Raw genomic sequence first — 26,023 nt, forward strand, 5'->3', positions numbered from 1 at the left:
AAGGCCGCCACCCCGTGACCCCTCCCGCCCCGTCAGGCGCATTCATCCAGGGCGCGGCTCGGAGGTAATTGCGGTTCCTTTAGGTTGACATTCCCATGCGTACTGAGGCGGTGGGTGGAATGTGGTGCTAGTCCGTTTCAGGGCCGTTGCAGAAGAAGCAATCCGATCCCTCGCAGTAATCCTGCTGATCCTCAGAGTCACGCGGATCTACTGGGGCTTGTTTTTCTTGACTGATCATTCACGCAGCTTTCTCTGGATGGTCTCCCTTAGGACCGCAGGCGGCTCCTTAGATTCTTTTGATCTACGGAGCCGATTTTTCTTCGGGCCGAAGCGGCGACGCGCGGTTTACAGGAAGCAGAAACGGTCGGTTGCGGCAACGCTGCTCACCGCTATCGCCCAGCAAGGCTTGTGGGAGCGTTGCGCGTCCTGCTGCCGGGCTGTGAACCAGCAGCGCCTGTCAGGTCGGTCTTTGTTGTTGTCCACAACGCAAATGCAGCTGCGGTGGCGACGACGACAAATACGGAAGCGACGAGGTACATGGTTTGAGGGGAAATGACCGATAAGACAACGCCGACCAGCAGCGGCACAAGAATGGTCCCGATCCTGCTGAAGCCCATCATCAGTCCCTCTGCCTTCGCCCGTAGGAGGGTCGGGTAGAGGCGAGTACAACTGGCGACATAGGCCGCTTGGACGGTTTGCAGACTCATGCCAAGAACGGCTGCTGCGAAAACGGCGCCACCATTGGCGAGCGTCAACGCGAAGGCAAATTGGGCAACGATGGCAATGATGCCTGCAGTCCAGCAGACCCTGGTTGGGCCGGCCTTCAGCATAATCAGCGTAAACAGGACCGTGGCAACGAATCCTCCCACGCTCAAGATAGTGCCAACCAAGGTGCCTGTGGTTGTACTTCCAGTGGCGCTGGAAACCAGCTGCGGGGTCCAAGTGGTGACGAAATAGAACGCTGTCGAGCTGGCGGCGTACCCTGCCCAGATCAGCCACGTTCTCGTCCTGTACTTGGGTGAGAGGATACCTGCCGTGTTTTCAGCGGCGGGTTGTGAAGCCCCAGGTTTCTCTGCGCCGTCCTGGTGGGCTTCGGTCAGCCGCATGCGCTTCACGATTCGGGCGATACGGCGCTCCGCACCCTTTGGCTGACGACTAACCAGGAACGTCAGGCTCTCGGGAAGAGAGATGAGCGCGATGAGGAAAACCAGGAAGCTGAGCAGAGCACCAAACCCGAACAGTGGCTGCCAGGCGCCGCCGAAGGAATCGATAATTATCAGGCCGATCAACCCACCGAGCGTGCTTCCCATTGGGAAACCCAGTGCAACGATGCCCACACAGACGCTCCGCCGGCTTTCCGAAGCATATTCGTCTGCAAGGACGAAGGAAAGCGGTGTAACCGTTCCAACAGCAATGCCGGTCAGGAGCCGCGCGGCCAGGACCAGCTCGACGCCAGAGGCCATGGCCGTGATGGCCAACGCAAGGGTCGAGACGAACAGGCTGGCGACGATAAGCCTCCTGCGGCCGAAGCGGTCCGCCATTGGTCCAATGACAACGGAACCGAACGCCATGCCCATGAAACCCAGACTGATCAGCAAGCCCTTCTCTTCAGCCGAGGCAAAGCCTTGGGGCAGGTGGGGAAGAGCATATGAGGCTAGCAGCAGATCTAGGCCGTCAATGACGTTGCACAATAAGCACAGGAACACTGCATACCAGCGCCCCATATTCATAGGGCTGTATCTCAGTGACTTGATGACATCCATGCGTATTTCCTTTCAGGCCGTGAGGGCGGCACAGTGGGCACGGCACCCGGTCCGGGGATGCGGTGCTGTGGCGTGACAGAGTCAAGCGTTGGTCGGCCATCAGTGCCGAAAGAAGGGGTTGGCTCCGAATGCGTGCAGCAACTGCTGGTGGATCGCAATGACTCCGTAGAGCCCAAGCCGTTTTAGACGTCGGCTGAAATCATGATGGCCAGCACCGTAACCGGCTTATCCGTGCGATTGCACCAAGCGTGATTCACTCCGCGCATAATCAGGGAGTCGCCTGCGCGGAGGACCTTCTCTTCCGTTTCCATCACGGCGACGATCTCGCCGTCGAGCACCGTCACGATATCCACGGAGTTGGTGAAGTGGAAACCTGGTACTCCCCCGCTCTGCTCGGCAGGGATGGTGCCGTGAAGCTGTCCCTTGGAATCGGAATACCCGAGCGATTTGTCCCACTCCGAGTCAGGGGCGAAGGTTGTTTGCCGGAACACGATCCCGCCTTTGGGCGGCTCTGTGATGACACCCTCATCGATGCCGTCGCCGTCACTGAGCGCAACGGGCAAAGCCGAGGTCCGCCAAATGTCACATTTGGTGTTGCCGGGTCCAGCGAGCCGGTGCGGTGTGGGTTCGTCACTGACGAAAATCGATTTTCCCTCGGCGTTCACGCCCGTTACTACCCGCCTGGCCTGGGCCTGGAGATGTTCCCCGGTCACGTTCTCTCCTTTGAGTCTTTACTCGAATGCGGGGCAGGAACCCCTAGGAGCGCAGCTCGCAGCATTCATATATACGTATCATCGTCCATATCTGACTAACGTGGGACTCTACGTAGATCGCAGGCTGAGGTCAAGGATTCACGGTGATAGTTGCGATGGAGGGTCAATTGAATCAAGGATCTTGACGATTACCGTTCATAATATGGTACGGTCGTTCATGGTTGGGAATGGAATCCCTTCAGTTTGCCGAGGAAGGTGGGCACATGAAGATCGTCGTCCTGGTCAAAGAGGTCCCGGACACCTACGGAGATCGAAAACTTTCGCTGGAGACAGGGCTGGCCGAACGTGGCGCCTCCGATGCGGTGCTCGATGAGATCTCGGAACGGTCGGTGGAAGTGGCTTTGAAACACGCCGATCTGAACCCTGGCACCGAAGTGGTTGTCCTGTCGATGGGACCTGCGGGCGCCGCAGCGTCGCTGCGGAAGGGGTTGGCTATGGGGGCTGGCTCTGCGGTCCACATCGTTGATGACGAGTTGGCCGGGGCCGATCTCGGGACAACAGCCTCGGTCCTGTCCGCAGCCCTCCAACGCACAGGCTTCGATGTCGTTATTGCAGGGAACCAGTCCACGGACGGAGCCGGAGGGGTCATCCCGGCCATGGTCGCCGAGCATCTTGGCCTACCTCACCTGACCGCCCTCACATCGGTGGAGATCACCGACGTTGAGGTCTCTGGAACACGTGCATCAGAGGCGGGAACTGCCCAGCTGTCAGCAACCCTGCCCGTAGTCATTTCCATCACTGAGGCATTGCCCGATCCCCGGTTCCCGAACATCAAAGGTATCCGGGGTGCGAACAAGAAGCCCTTTGAGACGCTGTCATTGCAGGATCTTGGCGTAGATGCGGCCCAGGGAACGACCACGCCCCGTTCGATCATGACAGCAATTTCCGAGAAACCGGCCCGCGGGCCGGGTGAGAAGATTTTCGACGAAGGCGATGCCGGAACGAAGATCGCTGAATTCCTGTTCCAGAACCGGCTTGCCTAAGGGGCTTCACACCATGACGAACTTCCCCACCGACTCTGTCTTAGTACTTCTGGACGTCGCCCCGGACGGCGGCCTTGCCAGATCCGCCGCTGAGCTCTTGGGGGCTGCTGCGGGAATTGGGTCCGCTGTGGCGCTCATTCTTTCCGACTCCGAAGCTCATGCCGAAGCAGCCAGCTTGTTGGGTGCGGAGACGGTCCTGCTCGCTCCACCGTCAACCGGACTTACGATCCCTGTTGTCGACGCTCTTGCGGCCGCCGTCGAACTTGTTCGTCCGCAGGCAGTTCTTGTGTCCAACTCTGTTGATGGGCGGGACGCTGCGGCCCGTTTCGCGGCGCGGACGGGTTCAGCACTCTCAGTGGACGCCGTCAGTGTCGGCCGCGATGCGGAGGGCATCATCGCACGGCATTCCGTGTACGGAGGTGCGTACAACGTCGACTCCGCCGCCACCTTTGGACCTCTTGTCATCACTGTTCGTCAAGGATCGGTTGAAGGACGTGCGGAGGCAAAGCCCATGATCATTGAACGCTTGGAAGTCGAGTCTTCAGGGGTCCGCGCCGCGTCGGTAAACGCCTTTGAAGCAACCGTCTCAAATACGTCCCGCCCCGAGCTACGCGGGGCGGGAAGAGTTGTCTCGGGTGGCCGTGGGCTCGGTTCCAGGGAAGACTTCGCCCTAATCGAAGAGCTGGCGGATCTCCTGGGGGCAGCAGTCGGGGCCTCCCGGGCGGTGGTGGACGCCGGTTACGTCCCGCAGTCCTATCAGGTTGGCCAAACAGGGGTGTCCGTCTCCCCCCAGCTGTACCTCGCCGTCGGTATTTCGGGCGCAGTTCAACACTTGGCAGGCATGCAGACGGCTAAAACCATCGTGGCGATCAACAAGGATGCAGACGCCCCGATTTTCGACGTCGCCGACTTTGGAGTCGTTGGAGACCTGTTTACGGTGGTTCCGCAATTGATCGAGTCACTGCGAAGCCGGAAGGCATAGCATGCCGGCATCCCTTCAGCGGCGAGGCCTACCCAGGACGCCCGGTGGCCAGCCTTGGCCCTCCACGGGCAGTCCTTCAACGCGGCCGGAGCCAGCTGCGGAGCAGATGAAGGTCCACGTGGCGCCCGGCCAGCGGCCCGTTCAGGAGAGCGAAGAGGCGCACATCCACCAGACGGCGCTCCGTTCATCCCGGACAGTCCCGGTTGGCGGCCACGTTCGTCGAGGCCTTCCCCGCACCGTCGGCGGTGATCGATGGCCTGCCAGCAGCAGCGCAGGCACGGTGACCGATCCCGACGGCAAAAGGCTCCAGGAGCCGTCCCCCCAGAGGAAAGTAACTGCGCCGCAACCGGCCTTCGTGCCGCCGCAGGAGCATGCCGTTGGATCCATGAGCGATGAGCCCTTGCGCCGGGGGCTTCCCCGTTCCACCCAGGGCGATCCCTGGCCGTCGGAAGGCTTCGCTCCTGCTGATGTGAAAACGCGCATGGCAGCTCTCGACAAGCCGGACAATCCGCGGTCCGCCACCGCCGTAGCATCGTCCACGAAGCCGCAAACACACTCGGACGCCTCTGCTGCCGAAGTCCGTCCCGAACCCGTTCCCTCGGCTCTTGCCCCGCAGCCAGCACCTCTGACCGCAGCTGAGACGCATCGTAAAGCCAAAGAGGTCTCACCTGCCCCCGAACCGCGAAGCTTTGGGCCATACTCCAGCCTTCAGATGGCAGGATTGGTCCTCGGCGGTGGAGCTTTACTGCTCGGCGTCGGGGGAATCCTGATACTGGCTCTGCGATCGTTCCTGTCCTTGGACTTCATGAAAGATTTCCTGGCCACCTACCCTGGCGAATACCATCTCCCCGCTGCCGCCCCCGTGGGACTGCCCGCATGGTTGGCCTGGCAGCATTTTTTCAATGTGTTTCTTATGGTGATGATTATCCGCAGTGGACTGACCGTGCGGTATCAGAAGCGACCGCCGGCCATGTGGACCCCAAGAAACGGCAGAGGCCCGAAAATAAGCATTGCTTTGTGGTTCCATCAATCGCTGGACGTCCTTTGGCTGGTGAACGGCGCAGTTTTCGTCGCTCTCCTCTTCGCAACCGGACAATGGATGCGGATTGTCCCAACGAGCTGGGAGGTCTTCCCCAACGCGCTCAGCGCAGCTCTCCAATACGCTTCCCTCGACTGGCCCACCGAGAATGGATGGGTGAACTACAACTCCCTGCAGCAAATGGCTTACTTCTTAACGGTCTTCATAGCTGCCCCGCTGGCGGCGCTGTCGGGCTTCAGGATGTCGGGAGTGTGGCCCAAGAACGCCAAGAAACTGAGCCAGGCCTACCCCCTCGAGTGGGCCCGGGCAGTGCATTTTCCCGTCATGGTCTACTTTGTGATCTTCATTGTCGTGCATGTCGTTCTTGTCCTGGCAACAGGGGTGCTGCGGAACCTCAACCACATGTACGGCGCCTCCGACGATGTCCATTGGCTCGGTTTCTGGATATTTGTGGCATCGCTGGCGGTCATTACAGCAGGATGGTTCGCCGCCCGTCCCCTGGTTCTGACATCGATCGCGCGGCTTTTCGGGAAGGTCTCAAGGAACTGACCCGTCAGGCCCGCCCGGATAGAACGCGGCGTCAAGCGTGTCGGGTACCGGGCCGGGTGTTGTGCTTGCGTCCAGGTACGAGCAAGTGCCTGTGCAGGGAGTGCACACGATGTCACCAAAGGTTTCTGATGTATGGACGGGGCGATGTGCTGCTCCTGCGCCTTTCTACAGGAGCAGCACATCATACGTGGACAGCATGGTTTCACTAATTGGCTGACTTAGCGCCGCTGAGCGCGTCCTGCGCCGAGCTGGCTGCACGCCGGGCGCGTTCCAGAATCGACATTCCGCCGTGGTTCGCTGCGGGGATCTCAACGCACACAGGCAGCCCGTGCGGGAGCGCGCCCACGAAGTCGTCCAATGGAAGGCCTCCTTCGCCTGGAAACAGCCGCCCATATCGGGCTTCAAAGGGCAGGTCTGCGGGAGGGGCCGCGGGCGCATCACACAGTTGGGCACAGGCGAGCAGTGCGGGATCGGTCTGCGCTAGCTGATCAACCGCTCCGCCGGAGCGGAAGAAATGCAGAGCGTCCACGGTGACCGCCAGGCCCGGGTGACCAACGGCGTGAACAACGTCCAAGGCTTGGCCGAAGGATGCAATTCCACGGTAGGGGATGAATTCCAGCATCACTCCCACGTCGTACCGACTACCGGCAACACACAGCTCTTCCAACCGGCGCAGAACCGTGATCTGGTTCTCGGACCCGTATTCTTCAACGGTTCCTGATGTGACCGCCAGCCGTTGCGCCCCGATTGAGCCGGCGAACTCGAACACAGGCAGCAGATCCTTCACGACAGTTTCGGGAGTGGCGCGAACGACCTCTACGTCGAACACCTTCAGGCCGCTATCTGCCAGAGCCTGTTCGATGTCTCGTTGCAACACTGAGTCGGCCATCACGTCGACGTCGGTATCCATCACAGGCAGCAGTCGCAGGCTGACACCGTCAAAGCCGGCCTTCAGGGCCACTTCGATCTGTTCAATTGGCGAGCAGGGAAGCAATGTGAGAGCAGCCAGGGACAGCGGATGAGTCTTTTTCATGTCTCAAACTGTAGTATCCAAATCCGCCACCTGTACATCATTGCGAACTGACGTATCTGATGATGTACACTTCTAACAAGGCAACCGTCTGGTCGTCGCTGGAGCCAGCGAGCCCCTCCCCCTGAGAGCGGGGGCTTGGCCCCGCCCGTCCCAGCGGTTCTGAACAATGCTGTTCAACTCCATCCGAAAGGAAAGCCATGGGCAGACTTGCCAACAAAGTAGCCGTTGTAATCGGAGCCGGGCAGAGTCCTGGTGAGTCGATCGGCAACGGCCGTGCAACAGCCGTACGGTTTCTCCAGGAAGGTGCGACGGTGCTGGCTGTTGACCGGGATTTGGATTCCGCCAAGGAAACCCTGAAAGTCGCAGAGTCCGGCACCGGGGAGCCGTTCGAAGCCGATGTCCGCAGCGTCCAGTCGCTTCAGGGGGCAATTGACTTTGCCATGGCGAACTGGGGACGGATCGACATCCTCCACTACAACGTAGGCGTCAGTGTCGGCGCAGGCGACGGACCGTTGGATACCGTCACCGAGGAATCTTTCGACGTCGTCATGGAGATCAATCTCCGGGGAGCCGTTATGGCGGCCAAACTGGTCGAACCCATCATGCGTAGTCAGCGGTCTGGCGTGGTGCTCAACGTCTCGTCCATGTCAGCCATCGAGACGAGTTCCACGAACGTCGCATACCGTGCGAGCAAGGCTGGCCTTCTCGCCTTTACCCAGCAGTTCGCCATGAGAAACGCTGAGTTTGGAATTCGCGCAAATGCCATCCTTCCAGGACGCGTGGAGACGGCCATGGCTGTGGACACCCGTGCTCGGCTGACCGGCACGTCACGCGAAGAGATCATCGCACAGCGAAAGGCCCTGATTCCTTTGCATGGGCATGTCGGAACAGGCTGGGATGTCGCCAACGCCGCAGTGTTCCTCGCTTCTGACGAAGCCGGTTTCATTACCGGCGCCTCTCTGCCTGTCGACGGCGGAGCGCTAGTGAAAATCGGCTGGTAGCCGAAACGAAATCTCGACCAACAAAAAAGAATGGGAGGTTTCCCGTGACAGAACACAACGGCCGGACTCCGGCCACCCTGGATACAACATCATTTTCTGACGTCATTGCAGAGGTCGCTGATGTGGACGCCTTCCGCGACTCCGCCTGGTCCTCCCTGGATGCTGCCTCGAAGTACTGGCGGGCTCCCATGGAAAGCCCACACCTCACGCCGCGGGTCAAAGAACTGGTTTTGCTTGGAATGCATGCTTCGGCCACGAGCCTCAACGTTGAAGCGGTCGAGCGTCACATCAAACGAGCCCAGGCCGCCGGTGCTACGGCTGGGGAGATCATTGATGTCCTCATCACCATCGTGGCCCTTGCCAACCACGCACTCTACTTCTCCGTTCCGATTCTGCAGGAGGAACTGACAAAGCGGGGCCAGGACGCAGGAACGTCGGACGACATCGACCCCGCGTTTGAGGCAGCGAAGCGGGCATTCATCGAATCCCGCGGATTCTGGAACACCGACCGTGAAGCGATTGCCCGCTTGATGCCGGCCTACTACGAGGCACTCGACACGGTTGGAACCGAGTCCTGGAACAATGGACCGCTCAGCACGAAGGAGCGGGAGTTTGTCTGTATCGGCATCGACTGCACGGTGACACACAACTACGAACCGGGGCTGCGCCGCCACATCCGCAACGCCTTGGACGAAGGGGCAACGCGCGGCGAGATTCTGGAGGTTTTCCAGCTCGCTGGTCTCCTCGGGCTGGAAGGGTACGTTCTCGGTGCGAAGTTTCTCTTTGGCCGCGAACCGGGCTGGACGATTTCCTAACCGCAGGCACCCAGCGCCACGCACTTTGAACTCAGTATCACGAAGGAGTGACCATGACTGACATTAAAAAGGGGCTCGCCGGAGTTACGGTCGACTACACCGCGGTAAGCAAAGTCAACCCTGACACCAACTCTCTGCTTTACCGAGGCTATCCAGTGCAAGAACTGGCAGCCACGCAACCCTTTGAGGCCGTGGCCTATCTTCTCTGGAACGGCGAACTTCCGTCACCTGAGGAACTCTCGGCCCTCCGCAAGGAAGAGCGCCTTCACCGCGCCCTGGCCCCGGAAGTCAGGGCCGCCATCGACCTTGTGCCCCTGGACGCTCATCCCATGGATGAGGTGCGAACGGCAGTCAGCATGCTGGGCGCCGATGCCCTTCGAGGCTCAGCGTCAGTGCTGGATGCCAGCGGCAGTCCCGAAGAAAATCTCTCCCGCAGCGTCCGGCTGTTCGCCGCCCTGCCGGCCATCGTCGCCTACGGTCAGCGCCGCCGCCGCGGCGAGGAACCAGTTGCGCCGCGTGACGACCTGGACTATGCAGCCAACTTTCTCTGGATGACGTTCGGAAAAGAATCAGATCCAGTCATCGTCGACGCATTCAACCGGTCCATGATCCTGTACGCGGAGCATTCATTCAATGCCTCAACATTCACAGCCCGCGTCGTCACCAGCACCCTCAGTGATCTCTATTCGGCCGTCGTAGCAGCCATCGGCGCTCTGAAAGGTCCGCTGCACGGCGGTGCCAACGAGGCCGTCCTGCATATCTTCAATGAAATCGGGGAAGCCTCCAATGTTGGTCCCTGGCTTGATGAGGCACTGGCTGCCAAGCGCAAGATCATGGGCTTCGGACACCGCGTTTATAAACGCGGCGATTCCCGTGTCCCTACCATGAAAGCTGCCTTGGACACGTTGGTTGAGCACTTCAACCGAACCGACGTCGCAGATCTTTATAATCAGCTCGAATCCGAATTTGTTAGCCGCAAAGGCATCTACCCCAACCTTGATTTCCCGTCAGGACCGGCATACAACCTCATAGGGTTCGATACCCTGACGTTTACGCCGGTATTTATCGCCTCCCGCATCACAGGCTGGACGGCGCACATCCTCGAACAGGCATCGGCGAATGCCCTCATCAGGCCCCTTTCCGAATACAACGGACCCGCCGAACGGCACGTCGAGGGCTACCGCCCTGATAAAGCACTTGCAGCGGCCGAGGCCGCCGTCGCCGGGCGCGCGGCGGAGTCGGCAGAATGAACGACTCAGGGTTCCTTGACCAGGCCGTTCTTCTTCTGCGATGGGATTCACCTCATGATTGAGGCCCTGGGCTGGTACTGGGACCAGGGCGACCCAGAGCGGGCATTCTTCTGGGACGGGTGGGCCGTCAGCGAACTCATCCTCAAGCGCGAAGACTCCCGCTTCAAGGAAGATCCGTCGATCTCATGCAGTGGGCGTGAACAAGTGCCGACGCCTGATTCGCCGGCCAGATCCAACAACCGTCCCTCGCGGCATCACAAACGGTCGAGCTTTCCCTGGGCTTGGTGAGCACATGCCGCCACCAGTTGCTTCAATTAAATAAGACGAACTTTCGGCAGTTGCACCGTCCGGGGCCCACGCGCTGCCGGATACTAGACCTGCGGATGGCAGAGCTCCCTCCCTGCCATCCGCAGTCCATTTAAGAGCGCTTCGCGTTATGCATCTGGGTGTAGGGCGGAAAGAATAGGCCTCCAAGGTTGCGGCGTTCGTGTATCCGACCGCGTATGCTTATATATGAAAGCTAAGCTATTCAGAGAGTGAGGGGCTCCGATGCCACCTAGCAGCAACGGCGGACCCGCGTCGGCAGAACACCGCACAGTTGGCCGCGTCATGACAATCCTGGAACTCGTTGTAGCCAGTGGCATGAACGGTATCAGGCTCAGCGACCTGTCGACAGCATTGGCGGCGCCGAAGTCATCCCTGCACGCTCTGACCAAGGGCTTGGTTGCTACAGGCTACCTAAGAGAATCTGACGGAGCCTACGTCGTTGGCCCCGCCATCTCCAGCCTCATCACGACCGAGTCCTTGTCGGCACAGTTTGCCTATCGCCATATTCTTACGGACCTGGCTGGCCGGTGGAACGAAACGGCCATGCTGTCGACACTGGTCGGAGACTCGGTGGTCTACTTGGACAGTGTGGAGCCGGACACGTTGATCCGGGCTATCGCGACGCTGAACAGGCGTCTGGTTCTTTGGCCGCGTAGTTCGGGTAAAGTCTTTTTGGCCTTTATGGACCCTAAGAGATTTGACGGGTACCTCCGCCGCCACCATCAGGAGCCGTCGGAGGCCGACTATGTCAAAGCCGAAGTAGCACGGACTCGGGAGACGCTGGTCGGAGTCAATATCGGACAATCCGGGGCTGACCACATCGGGCTGGCAGTTCCCGTTTTCGTCGGCCAGTCTCCTGTGACCATGAGCATCGCCATGGCGGGACCTCGGTCCCGGATGGAAGGGCGGATGGATGAAATCGCCGCTGACATGCTGGCCGCCGCCAAGACCATCTCAGGTTGAGCCCCCGCCAGTGTCGGGCAGAATAGACCCGAAGGTATTAAACAAGAAGCGGCCGCAGCTAAGCTGCGGCCGCTTCTTTCACTCTACCGTCCCAGGTATTCGGGCGGGCGCTTCTCGAGGAAAGCCTTCATGCCTTCCTTCTGGTCGTGAGAGTCGAAAAGGATCTGGAAGGCCTTGCGTTCCAGGAGCAGTGCTGTGTCAAGCGGAACGTCGGCGCCGGCGCGGATGACTTCCTTAATGGTCGAAACTGCCAGCTGAGGCATGGATGCTACGTGCTGCGCCATTTCGATCGCCTGTTCCAGGGCCTTGCCTTCCGGTGCGATCTCCGAAATGAGTCCCATTGCCAGCGCTTCGGCGGCATATACGTACTTGCCCGTCAAAAGCAGACGCATTGCCTGGTAGCGACCCACTGCACGCAGCAGGCGTTGTGTTCCGCCGGCACCGGGGATGACGCCAAGAAGGATTTCCGGCTGGCCGAAGCGCGCCTTTTCCGAGGCGATCACCACGTCGCAGGAGAGCGCCAGTTCACAACCTCCACCGAGGGCGTAGCCCTCCACCGCGGCAATCAGCGGTTTCGGGCAATTCCTCAACACGGTGAACATGCGGTCCGTGACCTTCAGAGTGTGTTCGACAGGCGTCAAAGACTGCATCTCCGCCACATCGGTGCCGGCAACAAACGCGCCGCCGGCACCAGTGATCACGATGACCTGTACGCTCGGGTCAGCGATGAGTTGCTCTACCGCCTGGGCTACCAGCTCTTTGACCTCGATGTTGAGTGCGTTGCGGCGCTCCGGGCGATTAATGGTGAGCTGGGCTACGCCGGCGGCCGGATAGGAGACGGCCACCTTGTCGCTCTGCGTTGCTGCCGTGACTTCCTCGGTCGAGGCATTATCGATGGTCATGAATCACGTCTTTCTTTGAGTGGTCCTGTCAAATCCGGGCACTATTTCTGTGGTGAGCTGACGACCAGGCCATCCACAGCCACGACCCCGGCACCTTCCGGAAGGACAAGCAGCGGATTGATCTCGGCTTCGGTGATCTCGCTGACGGCGTCATCGGCGAGCTGGGAAAGGGAGACCACGGCCTGTGCCAAGGCTTCCGTGTCTCCAGCGGGCAGACCTCGGTAGCCTCGAACAACTGCCAGGCCCTTGACCTGTTCAATCATCGAGCGGGCTTCCTCGATACCAACGGGGGCTACTCTGACGGCGATGTCTTTGTAAACCTCCGCCAGAACACCGCCGGCGCCCAGGACGATGACAGGGCCTACTTCAGGGTCCCGACGGAAGCCAAGTATTACCTCGGCCAAACCGGATTCCATTTTCTGCACAAGCACTCCGTCAACATTTGCTGCCGGGTGGCGGGTTGAGACATTTTCGCGGATGGTCCGGATGGCCTCCGCCAAGGCTTCGGCGCTCTGGATTTTCAGCACGACGCCTCCGGCGTCGGTCTTGTGCGGAATGTCGCCGGACAAAATCTTGGCCACGACGGGGTACTCAATATCCAGGTCAGCCACTGAATCAGGAGCGGCATCATCGGGTACGACAACGGCTGGAGCGGTACGAATACCCAGGGCATCGAAGACCTCCGCGGATTCCCGTTCGTTCGGTCGACGGCCCTGCATCGCCGAGAGCGTTGAGGCAACCACGGCGATAGCCTTCCCGTCCACCTCAGGGGCTGGGGAGGGTAGCGTCCACTGGCTCCAGGCCCGGATTGCGTCGGCGCAAGATTCAGGCGTGCGGAAACCTGCGACGTCGCTCTCCCCCAATTGGGCCAAGGCCTCTGGGGCGTGCGGTGCGAAGAAGGCTGCCAACGGTTTGCCGTGGTTGCCGGCACGGACGAGCGGCCCTGCGGAGATCTCCGGTTGGAACTGGGCGGAACTGCCAGCGATCGCCAAGACGAGGTCGCAGTGATCGGAAGCAACGAGTTCATCCAGTACTGCCCCATAAACATCAGCCCGTGTTCCGGCGTGTGTCAGATCGGTCAGGGGCCCTCGAGGTATGTCAATACCCTTGCCTGCCAATGCGTCGACAACCGCATCGCTCGGCGTGACTACTTCAACGCCCATGCTGCCCAGACGGTCCACGACGGTGGCCGCTCCCCCACCGGTAGTAGACATCACCGCCACGCGGTGGTGCTGAGAAGGCCGGTGGTTCCCCAAAAGCACCGGAAGCTCGAACATGGCCTCGAGATTGTCAATCCGCAAGATGCCGTGAGCGTTGAAGAAGGCATCGGAGACTTCCGCAGACCCGGCCATCGCGCCCGTGTGGGAAGCGGCGAGACTCCGCCCGACATCGGAACGACCCAGCTTGTACGCAATGACAGGTTTGCCAGCTTCCACGGCACGTCGTGCGGCCGCGGCCAGGCGTGGAGCGTCACGAATAGTCTCTAGGAACAGCAGGATGGTCCCTGTCTCCGGGTCATCCACCAGCCAGTCGGTGATCTCACCGACGGTAATGTCGCTCTCGTTGCCGATCGACACCACTTTGGAGAAACCGACACCTCGACCAAGGCCGCGGGAGAGCAGTCCCCCGGTCATGCTGCCGGACTGGGAAATTACGGCCAGAGAACCTGGCGTGATGTCCAGTTGTTCAATGGCGGCGTTGACCGACAAGGCGCTGGAGGGCTTGGTGCTGAGGACTCCACTGCAGTTAGGCCCCAAGAGACGTACTCCGCCTTCCCGGGCGCGGTCTACAAGTTCCTCCTGCCGTTTACGTCCTTCGGGTCCTGCTTCGGCGAAACCATCGGCGTAGATGGTGGCGACCGGGATCCGCCGCTGGATGCACTGTTCGATGGCCTCCGGTACCGCCGCCGCGGGAACCATGATGAAGGCGTGGTCGATCGTCTCGGGCACCTCCAGCAGGCTGGGGTACGCCTTGTCGCCGAAGATCTCGTCCCGCTTGGGGTTGATGGGGACGATTTTTCCCTGGAAGCCGTGCCTCCGCAGGGAACGCTGCGGGCGGGACGTGTGCTTCCGCTCATCACTGGAAGCTCCGACCAGCGCGATGACCTGAGGGGCGAACAAGCCCTCGAATACCCGGCGGTCCTCCTCGGTCATGGTCTGTTCCTTCGCCTCTGCGGCGACTGCGCTGGTCACGAGGCCCTCTGGGAGAAGCGGCGGCCGAACACGGTTTCGGCGATCCTGTTCTGCAGCATCTCGATGGTGCCACCGGCGATCATCCATCCGCGGGTCCGGCGCAGACAGTATTCGACCAGCATTTCGTTGCTGTAGCCCATCCCGCCAAGGACCTGCAGCGATTCGTTGGCCACGTCGAAGCCAGTGCGGTTGCACATGATCTTGGCAATGGCCGTTTCCTCGGCCGAGGGGAAGCCGGTGTCGGCGTTGACTGCTGCACGGTATAACAGCAACTGTGCGGCATCCAGGCTGATCTTCATGTCTGCAAACTTCCATTGCAGACCTTGGAATTCGCACAGCGGACGGCCGAATTGCTTGCGTGTAAGAGCGTGCTCGCGGGCAAGCTGGTACGAGTACCGGCCCAGGGCGAGTGCGCGCGCGCTGTTTCCGATCCGCTCGACGTTGAAGCCGGCGATCTGCTTCTTGAACCCGCCCGCTCCGAGAAGCACATTCTCAGCGGGAATGTAAACGTTGTCGAAGAAGATGGGGTTCCAGTCCTCGCCACCCATGAAGGTTGCGGGTGCTCCGAAGTTCAGTCCCTCGGTGTCCCGTTCGATGAGTACGGAGCCGACGCCGTCGGCGCCCGGGCCGAAACGGACGTAGACCAGGAAGACTGACGCGTGCAGTCCATGCGTAGTGAAGATCTTCGTTCCATTGATTCGGTAACCGTCGCCGTCTGGCGTTGCCGTCGTCGTCAGCTCGGTGACCGAGGAACCGGCGTCCGGTTCGGTCATGGCGACGCAGATCAGACCGGTTCCGTCCAGCAACGGGGCAAGGAAGCGTTGCTTCTGGTCATCGCTGGCAAAGTTGGCCAGGACACGCAGGGCGCCAAAGTTGCCGGCCTGGATGACATCGGCACTGCGGGGGCACACGGCCGCGATTTGTTCGATGGCGATGACAGCGTCCATCAGGGATCCGCCGCCGCCGCCGTCTTCCTCGTCCACGGTGATGCCGATGAGGCCGTTTTCAGCCATCTTTTTGGCGACATCCCATGGGTAGTCGCTGCTGTGAGCACGTTCCACTGCGCCGGATGCGAGTTCGCGTTCTGCGAACGCGCGAACCGAATCGCGGAAGTCCTTCTGCTCGGTGGTGAGTGCGAAGTCCACGCGTTTTCTCCTTCTATCAGTTGCTTGGGTGTTCAGCGTTGTCAGGTGGCCCGTTACCGCGGAGGCATCCTGATGGAGCCATCGAGACGGACGGTTTCGCCGTTGATGTATTCGTTCTCAAGGAACGAAACGGCGAGGTGGGCGTAATCGTCAGGGTTTCCGAGCCTGGACGGATGCGGCACAGCTGCTGCAAGACCTTCACGGATGTCCGTGCGCAGCCGGGCCAGCATGGGGGTATCGAAAGTACCCGGGGCAATCGTGTTGACCCGGATCCGGCGGCTGGCCAAGTCCCGGGCGGCAACAAGTGTTAGACCGTGGACCGCGGCTTTTGATGCGGTGTAGGAAGCCTGGCCAATCTGGCCATCAAACGCGGCAACCGATGCTGTCAGGACGATGGCACCGCGGTCCCCGTCCACGACTTCATTCTCTGCCATGCGCGCTGCGCTCAGGCGCAGGATGTTGTAGGTTCCGAAAAGATTGACCTTGACAACATTCTGAAAACTGTCGAAGTCGCCAGGCTTCCCTTCTCTATCGACGATGCGCAGCCTGTCCCCTCCGCGACCGGCGCAGTGTACAACGGCCCGGAGCGGACCGTTCTGCTCGGCTGAGTCCAGGGCGGCGGCGACCTGCTCCTCATCGAGGATGTCGGCACCGACGAATGTGGCCCGGTCACCGAGCCGCTCCACTGCTTCTTCTCCTGGAGATCCTGGCAGATCAAGCAGGACGACGTTCGCTCCTTTGCCAACCAACCGCGCCGCGGTGGCAAAGCCGAGCCCCGATGCACCGCCGGTCACCAGCGTTGATGTTCCCTTGAGTTCCAAGAAAGGGTCCTTCCAGTTTGTTCGGGATGCGGCAGCGCCACACCCCTGTTTCGCGTATCGGGGCTTAGGCGAGGAGTTCGACGATTGAAGCGTTGGCCGTGCCTCCGGCCTCGCAAATGGTCTGGAGTCCGTACCGGACCCCGTTGTCGCGCATGTAGTTGATCATCCGGGTCATCAGGATCGCTCCCGAGGCCCCCAACGGGTGGCCTACAGCGATGGCACCGCCAAGCGGATTCAACTTGGCCGGGTCAGCACCGGTCTCGGCCAGCCAAGCCAACGGCACAGCAGCAAAGGCCTCATTTACTTCATACACGCCGATGTCCTCTAGGCGGACGCCGCTGCGGGACAACAACTTGGCCGTTGCCGGGATCGGGGCCGACAGAACCAGCGTGGGGTCGTCTCCTGCCACAACACCGCTGTGCAACCGCACGATGGGCTTGAGGCCGAGCTTGGCGGCGTGCTCAGGTGTAGTGACGATGACCCCGGCCGCGCCATCGGATATCTGCGAGGCGTTGCCTGCAGTGACCAATCCATCTTCTCCGAACGCAGGGGAAAGGTTGGCGAGGGCCTCCATGGAGGAGTTACGCCTGATGCCCTCATCCGAGAGAAGGTCCGGCGCTGCCGGGACGGGGACCAGCTGCCGGTCAAAGGCGCCGGAGTCCACCCCAGCGGCAGCCTTGGCGTGCGAGGCGAGTGAGTATTCATCCAGCTGTTCCCTGGATAGCCCCCAACGCTTGGCCATCATTTCGGCACCAGGGCCTTGCTCGAAGCCAACGTTGTTGTACCGCACGTTCATGCCTGGACCGTACGGCTCGCCCACAGCTCGCGTGGCCCCGAGAGGCACGCGGGTCATGGATTCGACGCCGCCCGCAACCGCGAGGTCGTAGCGCCCGGACATGACACCCATGGCCGCAAACTCGATCGCCTGGTGGCTGGACCCGCAGGCACGATTGATGGTCACGCCGGGAATGGACTCCGGCCAGCCAGCAGAAAGCAGCGCGAACCGGCCCACATTGCCGGACTGGTCTCCGAGCTGCGTGACGCAACCCCACACGACGTCGTCGACGTCTTCAGGGCTGAGCCCCGTACGTTCCAGGAGGCTGTTCAATACGTGGGCCGACAAGTCCACGGGGTGTACGTTGGCCAGCGCGCCTTTCCGCCGCCCAATTGGCGTTCGGACTGCTTCGACAATTACTGCTTCGCGCATGTCTCGTCTCCTTATCGGTAGCGGTTCAGATTCCGCCCATGCAGAGGTATTTGACTTCCAGGTAGTCCTCGAGGCCGTAGTGTGACCCTTCGCGTCCCATCCCGGATTCCTTGATCCCTCCGAAGGGGACCGCTTCGTTGGCCATGAGGCCGACATTGAATCCGACCATGCCGGTTTCAATCCCTTCGCCCATTCGCCAGATGCGTCCGATGTCCCTGGTGTAGACGTAAGCGGCCAGGCCCAGCTCAGTGTCGTTCGCGGCGTTCAAGGCATCTGATTCCTCGCTGAACCGGAAAATCGATGCCAGTGGGCCGAACGTTTCTTCGCGGGATACCCGGGCGTCGGGGCTGACATCCACCATGACGGTCGGTTCGAAGAAGGACCTGCCCAAAGCATGGCGCTTGCCGCCTGCGATCACGCGGGCACCCTTCCCGACTGCGTCCGCAATATGTGACTCAACCTTTTCAACAGCCTCGGTGTCGATCAGGGGGCCCATGTTCACGTCGGGGTCGGTGCCGTCGCCGACAACCATTTGGCTGACGCGCTCTGCCAATCGAGCGGAGAACTCGTCGTAGACGGCGTCCTGAACGTAAAAACGGTTGGCACCGACACAAGCCTGTCCGCTGTTGCGGAACTTCGAGGCCAGAGCTCCTTCGACCGCCTGATCAATGTCTGCGTCATCGAAGACGATGAACGGAGCGTTGCCGCCGAGTTCCAGAGCCAGCTTCTTGATCGTGCCTGCGCTCTGGCCCATCAGGATGCGTCCAACCTCGGTTGAACCGGTGAAGGACAGTTTCCGAATGACAGGGTTGGTGGTCAGCTCAAGGCCCATCTCCCTCGCATGGCCCGTGATGACATTGAAGACCCCGTCAGGGATCCCAGCGCGCGTGGCAAGTTCTGCCAGGGCAAGGGCCGAGAAAGGGGTCTCGCTGGCCGGACGCACGATCATCGTGCATCCGGCCGCGAGTGCGGCTGCTACTTTCCGCGTCACAATCGTGTTCGGGAAGTTCCACGGTGTGATTGCGGCGCAGACCCCGATGGGTTGTTTGATCACGACGACACGGCGGTCCTGCGCTGGCGCTGGGATCGTCTCGCCGTAAACCCGGCGGGCTTCCTCGGCGAACCATTCGATGAACTGCGCCCCGTTGACGATCTCGGAGAGGGCCTCTTTATGTGGCTTCCCCTGCTCGGCGGTCAATATCCGGGCCAAGTCCTCGCGGTTTTCAATGACGAGGTCGAACCACTGACGCAGAAGGCGTCCACGTTCCTTGGCGAGGAGTCCCCGCCACGACAGCAGGGCCTTCTCGGCGGATTCAATCGCACGTCGGGTCTCGGCCGTCCGGAAGAACGGTACTGTTCCGACCTCATCGCCCGTTGCGGGATTACGGACCGGGATCGACTCACCGGAATCGGCTGCGATCCATTCCCCGCCAACGCGGCACGCGGTGCGGAGAAGGGTTGGATCTGTGAGGCGCAGTTCGGGCACTTTACTCTCCTGTCGTGGGGGCTTCGACCGGGCCCGGCTTCCAGGTCTCGTCGAAGTTGGCCGGGTAGGGGTACCAGATGGCCCGGTACTGGGGTGTCTCAAGTTCGGTGTCGACTGTGATCAGGGTCGGCTGGCCCGAAGCGATCGCCTTCTCCAGAGCGGGCTTGTATTCGTCCGCCTGGGTAACGCGGATGGCGTTGGCACCCATGGCTTCCGCCATTGCGGCGTAGTCTGGACCCCAAAGGCCCTCTTCGCCTTCCTTGCGGTAGTCGCACATGGACTCACGGCCGTAAACCTTGATCATGGTTTCGCGCTCGATCTGGAAGGACCGGTTGTCCATGACGACCCAGACGATGGGAAGGTTGAGTTCCACAGCGGTCGGAACGACCGTAGCCCGCATCAGGAACGCGCCGTCGCCAAGAAGGGCAATGGCCGGGCCATTGTCGCTGGCAATGCTGGCACCGAGGGCAGAGGCTGCGCTCCAGCCCATCCGGTGCATGAAGCCGGAGTGGGCGACGTGCCGCGAGGACGCGGGCATGAAGGACGGCCCGAAGCTGAGCAAATTCCCGGTGTCGAAGTGGATGGATGCATCCGGGCACTGTTCGGCCACAACCGCTGCGGTGTCCCAGGTGACCCTTGCGTAGTGCAGCGGTGCGATGCCGGAGGTCCGCATTCCCTCAGTTTCGGACAACCACTCGTTGCGCTTTGAGTCCAGCAGCGAGGTCCATTCTGTCTGCTCTACGATGCCGGCTTCACGGGCGGCGATGGTCAGCGCTTCGAGGCCCAGACGTGCGTCGGAGGTCATGGACACTTCGGTGGGGTAGGCCCGGCCAAGCTCTGCCGTGTCGATGTCGATGTGGATCAACTTCGTGTTCGTGGGAATGTCGAACAGCGTCCATCCACCAGTATCAATGTCGGTGAAGTGCGTGCCGACAGCAACGACGACATCGCTGTTCTTGGCCCCGAAATTGCCGTGCCCCGTCCCGGCCCGGCCGATGCAACCCATGGACAGCCTGTGGTCTTCAGGGATGGCTGCTTTCCCGGTTGGCGTTGGAAACACGGGGATGCCGGTGGTTTCGACCAACTCCAGAAGGGCGTCGTACGCACCGGAATTGGCAATCCCGCTTCCAACGACCAGGGCGGGACGCTTTGCCGTCTTCAACAGTTCCACGGCTTTGGCGATGCCCTGGGGGTCCGCTGAAGGACGGTGGCTGACCATGTACGGGCGGGGATCCGGAAGTTCATCAGAGATGAGTGTGTTCTGGATGTCGAAAGGGATTGCCATGACAACGGGGCCCGGGCGACCAGAGTGGGCCGTCTGGTAGGCGCGAAGGAACATGTCGATCACGGTGTCCGGGCGGGTTGCCATCAGTGACTTCTTGGCGATCGGCCGCATGACGCCGGCCCAGTCCTCGGGGCTGTCGCGGTAGAACTCTTCAATGCCACCGCGGTCAAACCAGTGGGTAGCGCCGACACCGGCCAGGATCAGCATGCCGATGGACTCGTAGTAGGCGGAGGCGATCGGCGGGACGGTGTTCATGTTGCCCGGTCCCACGCTGGTGGTGACGATGGGAAGGGGCGCCGAGCGCTTGCGACGCCAGTATCCGTCCGCAAGTTCCACGGCGTGGTCCTCGCTTCGGACAGCGACACTGCGGATGTTGGACTCGTGAACGAAGGCGTCAAGTAGCGCCCAGTTGCCATGACCGTTAAGACCAAAGACGACTTCGGTGCCCATCTGCTCCAGCAGTCGGGCGATGGCCTGTGCGACAGTTATTTGTCCCATGACTTTCCTCAATCAGATTGTGAATGGATCCCGGATGGATCCGTTAGTGGACATTGCTGGCGAAGTTGCTCTCAAAGAGCCCTACGCGGGTTGGAAGCTCGTTTACCGACGACAGCGAATCGATGCGCTGGAGGGTGTCGAAGAGTTCACGGGCCTCGTTCTCGGAGTGGGTCAAAGCGGTGCACTCACGGAATTTGCCCCACATTTCTTCTGTGGTGAGGGGCTGGTCTGCCTGGCCTGGCACACTGAGAATGGGGCCGCTGTCGATGACTTCACCACTGCGAAGTGTCAGTTTCACCGACTCGTACGATGAGAAGACGGGATCCCGTTCGTCGACATCGTCGATGGGGATCAGTTTCACCTTCGGGTAGAAGGCCTGGAAGTCCGGGCGTTGGACGACTTCGTCGGCGAGTTCGGGAACGCCCATTTTCCCGAGAATAACTGCGGCGGCGATTCCGTGCTGACCACTGAATTCCGCTTCCCACCGGTTCTGCGGCTGTTCGTAAACCAGTACGGTCACCTGGCTGCGACCCATGCGGACTTCCACGGATTCGACATCTTCCGGGTTGACCTCGCGGCCGGCCAGCATCTTGACGGTTCCGTTGAAAGACCTGTGCAGGAAGTAGCAGGTGGGGTGCAGTTTGAACTGCAACTTGTGCTTGGGCAGGTACCACTCTTTCCCGAGTTTCGATTCCGAGGTCAGGTCCGGGGTCCGGTCTGTGGAGAACGCCATCAGGAAGCCCTGCTTGTTCTCGATGGCATCCACGCCGGCGCTCATTCCCGCAGCCGCCAGGCGGGCAGCTTCAAGACCGAAGCGTGCCGCCATGCCGGCGTGGTAGCCCTTCATCATGGATCCGAAGTTGGAAAACAGTCCGCCTGCATGGCTGCCGGCGATGGCCACGGCAGCGGCTGCCCGCTCGGCGGGGAGTCGATGCAGCACGGCGCCGGCAGCAGCGACGGCCATACTGCCGAACACCGACGTGGGGTGCCACCCCTTGGCGTGGTAGTTGCGGTCGCGCCGCCACAGCTCGCACCAAACCTCGTAGCCCGCGACGTAAGCGGTCACCATGTCCTTGCCCGTGGACCCAAGCACCTCCGCTTCGGCCAGGATGGCCGGAACGAGCACCGCGCTGGGATGTCCGGACATTGACTGGTCGTCGTAGTCGAGGGAATGCGCGATGGCCCCAGCCAGAAGGGCTGCGTTCGGTGCAGAGACCAGCCGGTCTGATAGGCAGGCACGGGCCTCGGCTACGCTGGCGGGTTCTACGAGGGTCCGTCGGACGATCTCCGTGACCGGCTGGTCAAGCCCAACCATGACGACAGCCACGGTGTCGGTGAAGGCGTCACGAACCATGGGCAGAACCTCGACCGGCAGGTCCTCGTATTTCACATTCTCCAGGAACTGACCGATGTCAGCCGTCAATGAGCTCACGGTTCTCCTTTGATCACGTTTTGCTTTTCCCGCCCTGGTCCTCTGATCCATAGGGTCAAAGAGAAGGAGCGGAGATTGTTTTTGTTCGGAATGCTGAACACTCATTCGTTATTAGCAACGCAACCATACTCAGCTACGGTCCCTGCGTCAAGCACAAGGGGCCCCGCCGGTCGGCGGGGCCCCTTGTGTGGATCGACTGTGATTTCAGTCCTCAGTCATGGCGTCCGAGCTACGGCGGGCCGACAACACAAGAAATACGGCAGTCGAGGCCAGGATGGTCACGACACCGGATGTGAGCAGAGCAGTCGAGGGGGACGCGTGGTCGGAGATGAAACCCAAGCTGATGCCAGCCAGAGGTCGAATACCGGTAAACGCCATGACCCAAAGGGCCATGACCCTCCCAAGAAAGGCAACGGGTGATCGCTGCTGGGCGAGGATGCTGAAGGCGGTGATGCCCATGACCATGCTTGCCCCGGCGATCACGAGCAGAGCTGTAGCCCACGCCAACGGCGGAGCTATGGCCAGAATGGCAATCGAAGCGCTCAAGAGAGCCATGGATAGGCAGCCGACTGTTTCGGTTTTGCATTTGAGGCAAGCCAGTTTGAAGCCGACGACCCCCAGGAGGCCTCCGATGCCGAAGGCCGCCGTCACCCAGCCGGCCCCCGATGCTCCTATGCCCAAGAGGTTTCCGATGGACGGCGCGAGGGTGATTGCCGCCTCTGAACCCGCACCGATCGCCGCGACGGCAGCCAGCACTGCAATGAGAGTCCAGTCTGTCCGAAGGTAGCCGAGGACATCACGAAGTCGTTGGACCGGCGCCTGGGTATCACTCGGCGTTCCAAGACGGCGGATGAAGACAAAGATGAATGAGGCGCCGATGCAGGCGGCGCCCACAATCCCGAGGGTCGCGATTGAACCGAAGATGACCGCCAACGCCGTGCCGGCGATCGGCCCGACCGTTCGGGCCAGGGCCGTGGGGAGAAAGTTCAGTGAGAGCGCCGCATTGCGTTCGTCTGGTTCCGAAAGCCGTGGCGGGACAGCTTGCATGGCCGCTGAAGCGAGGGCAATTCCCACCCCACAGATGGCCGAAGCGACCAGAAGTGGCATTTGGATTGGAACTGCCCGTACGGTGTCCGGGACGGCAAGCCAAATTGCCAGGCCGATGCATCCGAGGCCGGTGCAGATGCCGCCGACGACAATCGGGATCTGGGGACCGCGTTTGTCTGCCATTCCACCGCTGACCAGGGCCAGGCAGAGCTGGGGCAGCAGTTGGGCTGCGGTAATGGCGCCGACCCAGGCAGCTGAATGTGTTTGCTCGAAAGTCAGGACCACGAGCAGCATTGTCTGCGCCCAGAAACCGGTGACGAGAATGACTTTGCCGGCCAGGGCGGAGCCAAATTCAGGATGAAGGATGAGCTGGAGTGTGTTCCGTGGAGTGCCGGATTTCGATCTCATTGACGGCCTGGGTAGGTGTGACGCATGTTTAACCCCCGGGTTCTATGCATCGTTGGCTGCCACCGTTTTTCCAGGAGGCAACAGGAAAAGCTGTTCTGGGCAAACCCCTGGGCCGTCGCGGTGTGGCCGCAACGGCCCAGGGGTTTCCCTGTAAGGCAGGGCTGTTAGGCCGTCTCCGCTATGACTTCGCGGGCGACTTTAAAGGCTGCAAGCCCAGCGGGCATGCCCGCGTAGACGGCCACCTGCAGGAGACATTCCTGGACCTCCTCGGGCGTTAGTCCATTGACTAATCCGGAGCGGATGTGTCCAGCCAAGGCGTCGGGACGGTTCATGGCAGCCAGCATGCCGATGTTAAGAATGCTGCGACTGCGGCGGTCTAGTCCTGGACGACCCCAGATTTCTCCCCAGCAGTATTCCGTGACCAGATCCTGGATAGGCCGTGAGAACTCGTCTGTATCGTTCAGGATCCGGTCGACGACCTCGTCTCCATTAACCTCCCGCCGGATCTTCAGGCCTTCTTCGTAGCGATCTGTGCCCATGGTGGGCCTCCTTCTGTAGCCGTGGCTCGGGGCGCCACTCCGAGCAGGGAACGGGACGTTCGATCAGGCGCTGCCGACACGGGATTTACCGGCAGTTTCGAGTCCAAGGACGAAGTCGTGCGGCAGGCCGTACGACTTCGGTTCGGTGTAAGCATCGAGACCCTCGTACCCGGCTTCACGCCCAATGCCGCTGTCCTTGAAACCACCAACAGGCGCATGGAAGCCCGCCGAATTGCCGTTGATTTCCACTGTTCCGGTACGGATCCGGGAGGCAACTGCGAGGCCACGCTCAAGATCACTCGTGAAGACGGCACCGTTGAGACCATACGGAGAGTGGTTCGCCAATTGAACGGCCATGTCCTCGTCTTCATAACGGGACACTGTCAGTACGGGACCGAAGATTTCCTCCAGAACGATACTCATATCAGGGTCGGTATCAGTGAAGACGGTGGGTTCGACGAAGTACCCGCGGTCCTGGGAAGTTCGTCCGCCGCCGATGGCCACCTTTGCGCCGGCGTTCTTACCGGCGTCAATGTAATTCTGGACGACATCGCGTTGCCGTGCCGTTGCCATGGGGCCAATTTGTGTCGCCGCGTCCCGCGGATCTCCGACCGGCATGGACTCAACGAGCGCACGGAGGCGGTCAATAAACTCATCGTGGCGCCGGTTTGAGACCAGCAGGCGCGTCTTGAGACTGCAGATCTGGCCGCTGTTTCGCAGCGAGGCCAGGCGCAGGGATTCGATGGTGGCATCCAGATCGGCATCGTCAAGGACGATAGCGGCGGACTTGCCACCGAGCTCCAGGGTCACGCGCGTCAGATTCTGCCCGCAGATTGATGCCAAACGCCGGCCTACGGCCGTCGAACCAGTAAATGTCAGTTTGTCCACGCCGGGATGGCTCACCAAGTATTCACTGACTTCGCGGCTGGCCGGTAGAACGTTCAGGACTCCAGGCGGCAGGCCGGCTTCCTCAAAGAGCCTCGCCAAGGCCAACGTCGTCAGGGGGGTCTCCGAAGCAGGCTTCAGCACGACGGCGCAGCCGGTCAGCAAGGATGGTGCAACCTTCTGGATGGCCACGGTCAGGGGAACATTCCAGGGCACCACAGCAGCGACGACACCGAGCGGTTCTCGTGTCACGAGCGCGCTGCCCGACTGGGCAGTTCGGATGTCACGGAACGGGAAGGTCTCAACGAGTTCGAGGTAGGAGTCAAGCAACGCCAGCGGCGCTCCGACCTGGATGGTCCTGGACTGGGTGATGGGGCTGCCCATCTCTTCGGTAATCAAGTCCGCAAAGTCATCACGGCGCTCTGCAATTTTGTCCCGAACCCGCCGGAGGATTTCCGAACGCTCTTGCGGGGCCATGGTCGGCCAGGGTCCCTTGTCGAAGGCCGTGCGGGCTGCGCTTACGGCCCGGTCGATATCCTGGATGGATGCGGTAGGGACGGTACCGATGACTTGCTCGGTTGCCGGTGAGACCACCTGGATGGTCTCCGAGCTGGACGGCTTCATCCACTGTCCGTCGATGAAGAGCGAGTCGTATGTGCGCGTAAGTGTCATTTCTTCCTCAGACTTGGTGCCTCGTG

22 protein-coding genes are annotated in these 26,023 nt (G+C 61.1%); 8 read left to right on the top strand and 14 right to left on the bottom strand.

Translation table 11 applies throughout. The features are described 5' to 3' along the window. Positions 1-389: 389 nt before the first annotated feature. Both ACZ5G6_RS23630 and ACZ5G6_RS23635 read right to left on the bottom strand, forming a co-directional pair. Positions 390-1,763 (bottom strand): MFS transporter, encoded by a 1,374-nt coding sequence (locus ACZ5G6_RS23630; RefSeq protein WP_326335730.1) that lies wholly within the window; start codon positions 1,761-1,763, stop codon positions 390-392. Between the two features lie 182 nt (positions 1,764-1,945). Next, positions 1,946-2,476 (bottom strand): cupin domain-containing protein, encoded by a 531-nt coding sequence (locus tag ACZ5G6_RS23635; RefSeq protein ID WP_326335729.1) that lies wholly within the window; start codon positions 2,474-2,476, stop codon positions 1,946-1,948. Positions 2,477-2,739: 263 nt separating this feature from the next. Here ACZ5G6_RS23635 and ACZ5G6_RS23640 point away from each other — a divergent pair, with 263 nt between their 5' ends. Genes ACZ5G6_RS23640 through ACZ5G6_RS23650 form a run of 3 tightly spaced genes read left to right on the top strand, consistent with a single transcriptional unit; the run spans position 2,740 to position 6,089 of the window. Then, positions 2,740-3,519 (top strand): electron transfer flavoprotein subunit beta/FixA family protein, encoded by a 780-nt coding sequence (locus tag ACZ5G6_RS23640; protein WP_326335728.1) that lies wholly within the window; start codon positions 2,740-2,742, stop codon positions 3,517-3,519. A 13-nt stretch (positions 3,520-3,532) separates the two neighbouring features. Continuing rightward, positions 3,533-4,501 (top strand): electron transfer flavoprotein subunit alpha/FixB family protein, encoded by a 969-nt coding sequence (locus tag ACZ5G6_RS23645; protein WP_326335727.1) that lies wholly within the window; start codon positions 3,533-3,535, stop codon positions 4,499-4,501. A gap of 1 nt (position 4,502) precedes the next feature. Next, complete coding sequence (locus ACZ5G6_RS23650) at positions 4,503-6,089, top strand: cytochrome b/b6 domain-containing protein (protein WP_498692223.1); 1,587 nt, start codon at positions 4,503-4,505, stop codon at positions 6,087-6,089. Between the two features lie 205 nt (positions 6,090-6,294). Here ACZ5G6_RS23650 and ACZ5G6_RS23655 read toward each other — a convergent pair whose 3' ends face one another. Further along, entirely contained in the window at positions 6,295-7,122 is an 828-nt protein-coding gene (locus ACZ5G6_RS23655; RefSeq protein WP_498692225.1) for a sugar phosphate isomerase/epimerase family protein, read from the bottom strand. A 197-nt stretch (positions 7,123-7,319) separates the two neighbouring features. Between ACZ5G6_RS23655 and ACZ5G6_RS23660 the strand changes: the two genes are divergently transcribed. From ACZ5G6_RS23660 to ACZ5G6_RS23680, 5 genes are all read left to right on the top strand, one after another. Next, on the top strand, positions 7,320-8,123 hold the full coding sequence (locus ACZ5G6_RS23660) for an SDR family NAD(P)-dependent oxidoreductase (protein ID WP_498692227.1): 804 nt from the start codon (positions 7,320-7,322) through the stop codon (positions 8,121-8,123). Between the two features lie 44 nt (positions 8,124-8,167). Then, on the top strand, positions 8,168-8,938 hold the full coding sequence (locus ACZ5G6_RS23665) for a carboxymuconolactone decarboxylase family protein (RefSeq protein WP_326335720.1): 771 nt from the start codon (positions 8,168-8,170) through the stop codon (positions 8,936-8,938). Between the two features lie 53 nt (positions 8,939-8,991). Beyond that, entirely contained in the window at positions 8,992-10,188 is a 1,197-nt protein-coding gene (locus ACZ5G6_RS23670) for a bifunctional 2-methylcitrate synthase/citrate synthase (protein WP_498692229.1), read from the top strand. A gap of 54 nt (positions 10,189-10,242) precedes the next feature. After that, a complete protein-coding gene (locus ACZ5G6_RS23675) occupies positions 10,243-10,476 on the top strand; it encodes a hypothetical protein (RefSeq protein ID WP_498692231.1) in 234 nt (77 codons plus the stop codon). Positions 10,477-10,737: 261 nt separating this feature from the next. Next, positions 10,738-11,478: an IclR family transcriptional regulator gene (locus ACZ5G6_RS23680; protein WP_498692233.1), complete on the top strand. Its 741-nt coding sequence runs from the start codon at positions 10,738-10,740 to the stop codon at positions 11,476-11,478. 83 nt (positions 11,479-11,561) lie between these two features. Here the strand turns inward: ACZ5G6_RS23680 and ACZ5G6_RS23685 are convergent, their stop codons facing one another. The 11 genes from ACZ5G6_RS23685 to ACZ5G6_RS23735 all read right to left on the bottom strand — a co-directional run bounded on the left by ACZ5G6_RS23685 (position 11,562) and on the right by ACZ5G6_RS23735 (position 25,997). Continuing rightward, positions 11,562-12,380 (bottom strand): enoyl-CoA hydratase-related protein, encoded by an 819-nt coding sequence (locus ACZ5G6_RS23685; protein WP_498692235.1) that lies wholly within the window; start codon positions 12,378-12,380, stop codon positions 11,562-11,564. A 41-nt stretch (positions 12,381-12,421) separates the two neighbouring features. Next, positions 12,422-14,572 carry an acetate--CoA ligase family protein gene (locus ACZ5G6_RS23690; RefSeq protein ID WP_498692237.1) on the bottom strand — a complete coding sequence of 717 codons (2,151 nt, stop codon included), beginning with the start codon at positions 14,570-14,572 and terminating at the stop codon, positions 12,422-12,424. Next, a complete protein-coding gene (locus ACZ5G6_RS23695; RefSeq protein ID WP_498692239.1) occupies positions 14,569-15,717 on the bottom strand; it encodes an acyl-CoA dehydrogenase family protein in 1,149 nt (382 codons plus the stop codon). The genes ACZ5G6_RS23690 and ACZ5G6_RS23695 overlap by 4 nt, the downstream gene beginning before the upstream one ends. A gap of 53 nt (positions 15,718-15,770) precedes the next feature. After that, on the bottom strand, positions 15,771-16,538 hold the full coding sequence (locus tag ACZ5G6_RS23700; protein WP_498692241.1) for an SDR family NAD(P)-dependent oxidoreductase: 768 nt from the start codon (positions 16,536-16,538) through the stop codon (positions 15,771-15,773). Positions 16,539-16,602: 64 nt separating this feature from the next. Next, the gene (locus ACZ5G6_RS23705; RefSeq protein ID WP_498692243.1) at positions 16,603-17,745 is read right to left on the bottom strand and encodes a thiolase family protein; all 1,143 of its coding nucleotides are present in this window, start codon (positions 17,743-17,745) and stop codon (positions 16,603-16,605) included. 25 nt (positions 17,746-17,770) lie between these two features. Further along, complete coding sequence (locus ACZ5G6_RS23710) at positions 17,771-19,222, bottom strand: NAD-dependent succinate-semialdehyde dehydrogenase (RefSeq protein ID WP_498692246.1); 1,452 nt, start codon at positions 19,220-19,222, stop codon at positions 17,771-17,773. A gap of 10 nt (positions 19,223-19,232) precedes the next feature. Then, positions 19,233-21,014, bottom strand: a complete 1,782-nt coding sequence (locus tag ACZ5G6_RS23715; RefSeq protein ID WP_498692244.1) for a thiamine pyrophosphate-binding protein — start codon at positions 21,012-21,014, stop codon at positions 19,233-19,235. Between the two features lie 43 nt (positions 21,015-21,057). Then, complete coding sequence (locus ACZ5G6_RS23720; protein ID WP_326335703.1) at positions 21,058-22,446, bottom strand: MmgE/PrpD family protein; 1,389 nt, start codon at positions 22,444-22,446, stop codon at positions 21,058-21,060. A gap of 204 nt (positions 22,447-22,650) precedes the next feature. Next, positions 22,651-23,901 (bottom strand): MFS transporter, encoded by a 1,251-nt coding sequence (locus tag ACZ5G6_RS23725; RefSeq protein WP_498692077.1) that lies wholly within the window; start codon positions 23,899-23,901, stop codon positions 22,651-22,653. Between the two features lie 164 nt (positions 23,902-24,065). Then, on the bottom strand, positions 24,066-24,440 hold the full coding sequence (locus tag ACZ5G6_RS23730; protein WP_326335700.1) for a carboxymuconolactone decarboxylase family protein: 375 nt from the start codon (positions 24,438-24,440) through the stop codon (positions 24,066-24,068). Positions 24,441-24,503: 63 nt separating this feature from the next. Beyond that, the gene (locus tag ACZ5G6_RS23735; RefSeq protein WP_498692078.1) at positions 24,504-25,997 is read right to left on the bottom strand and encodes an aldehyde dehydrogenase; all 1,494 of its coding nucleotides are present in this window, start codon (positions 25,995-25,997) and stop codon (positions 24,504-24,506) included. Positions 25,998-26,023: the final 26 nt, after the last annotated feature.

Source organism: Arthrobacter sp. TmtSoilC51, assembly GCF_055388015.1.

Bases quoted from the DNA above. Each gene is read 5' to 3' on its own strand.
- ACZ5G6_RS23735 (WP_498692078.1), bottom strand. From the start codon at position 25,997: ATGACACTTACGCGCACATACGACTCGCTCTTCATCGACGGACAGTGG.
- ACZ5G6_RS23685 (WP_498692235.1), bottom strand. From the start codon at position 12,380: ATGACCATCGATAATGCCTCGACCGAGGAAGTCACGGCAGCAACGCAG.
- ACZ5G6_RS23705 (WP_498692243.1), bottom strand. From the start codon at position 17,745: ATGCGCGAAGCAGTAATTGTCGAAGCAGTCCGAACGCCAATTGGGCGG.
- ACZ5G6_RS23640 (WP_326335728.1), top strand. From the start codon at position 2,740: ATGAAGATCGTCGTCCTGGTCAAAGAGGTCCCGGACACCTACGGAGAT.
- ACZ5G6_RS23630 (WP_326335730.1), bottom strand. From the start codon at position 1,763: ATGGATGTCATCAAGTCACTGAGATACAGCCCTATGAATATGGGGCGC.
- ACZ5G6_RS23680 (WP_498692233.1), top strand. From the start codon at position 10,738: ATGCCACCTAGCAGCAACGGCGGACCCGCGTCGGCAGAACACCGCACA.
- ACZ5G6_RS23660 (WP_498692227.1), top strand. From the start codon at position 7,320: ATGGGCAGACTTGCCAACAAAGTAGCCGTTGTAATCGGAGCCGGGCAG.
- ACZ5G6_RS23725 (WP_498692077.1), bottom strand. From the start codon at position 23,901: ATGAGATCGAAATCCGGCACTCCACGGAACACACTCCAGCTCATCCTT.
- ACZ5G6_RS23715 (WP_498692244.1), bottom strand. From the start codon at position 21,014: ATGGGACAAATAACTGTCGCACAGGCCATCGCCCGACTGCTGGAGCAG.
- ACZ5G6_RS23645 (WP_326335727.1), top strand. From the start codon at position 3,533: ATGACGAACTTCCCCACCGACTCTGTCTTAGTACTTCTGGACGTCGCC.
- ACZ5G6_RS23675 (WP_498692231.1), top strand. From the start codon at position 10,243: ATGATTGAGGCCCTGGGCTGGTACTGGGACCAGGGCGACCCAGAGCGG.
- ACZ5G6_RS23670 (WP_498692229.1), top strand. From the start codon at position 8,992: ATGACTGACATTAAAAAGGGGCTCGCCGGAGTTACGGTCGACTACACC.
- ACZ5G6_RS23650 (WP_498692223.1), top strand. From the start codon at position 4,503: ATGCCGGCATCCCTTCAGCGGCGAGGCCTACCCAGGACGCCCGGTGGC.
- ACZ5G6_RS23655 (WP_498692225.1), bottom strand. From the start codon at position 7,122: ATGAAAAAGACTCATCCGCTGTCCCTGGCTGCTCTCACATTGCTTCCC.
- ACZ5G6_RS23730 (WP_326335700.1), bottom strand. From the start codon at position 24,440: ATGGGCACAGATCGCTACGAAGAAGGCCTGAAGATCCGGCGGGAGGTT.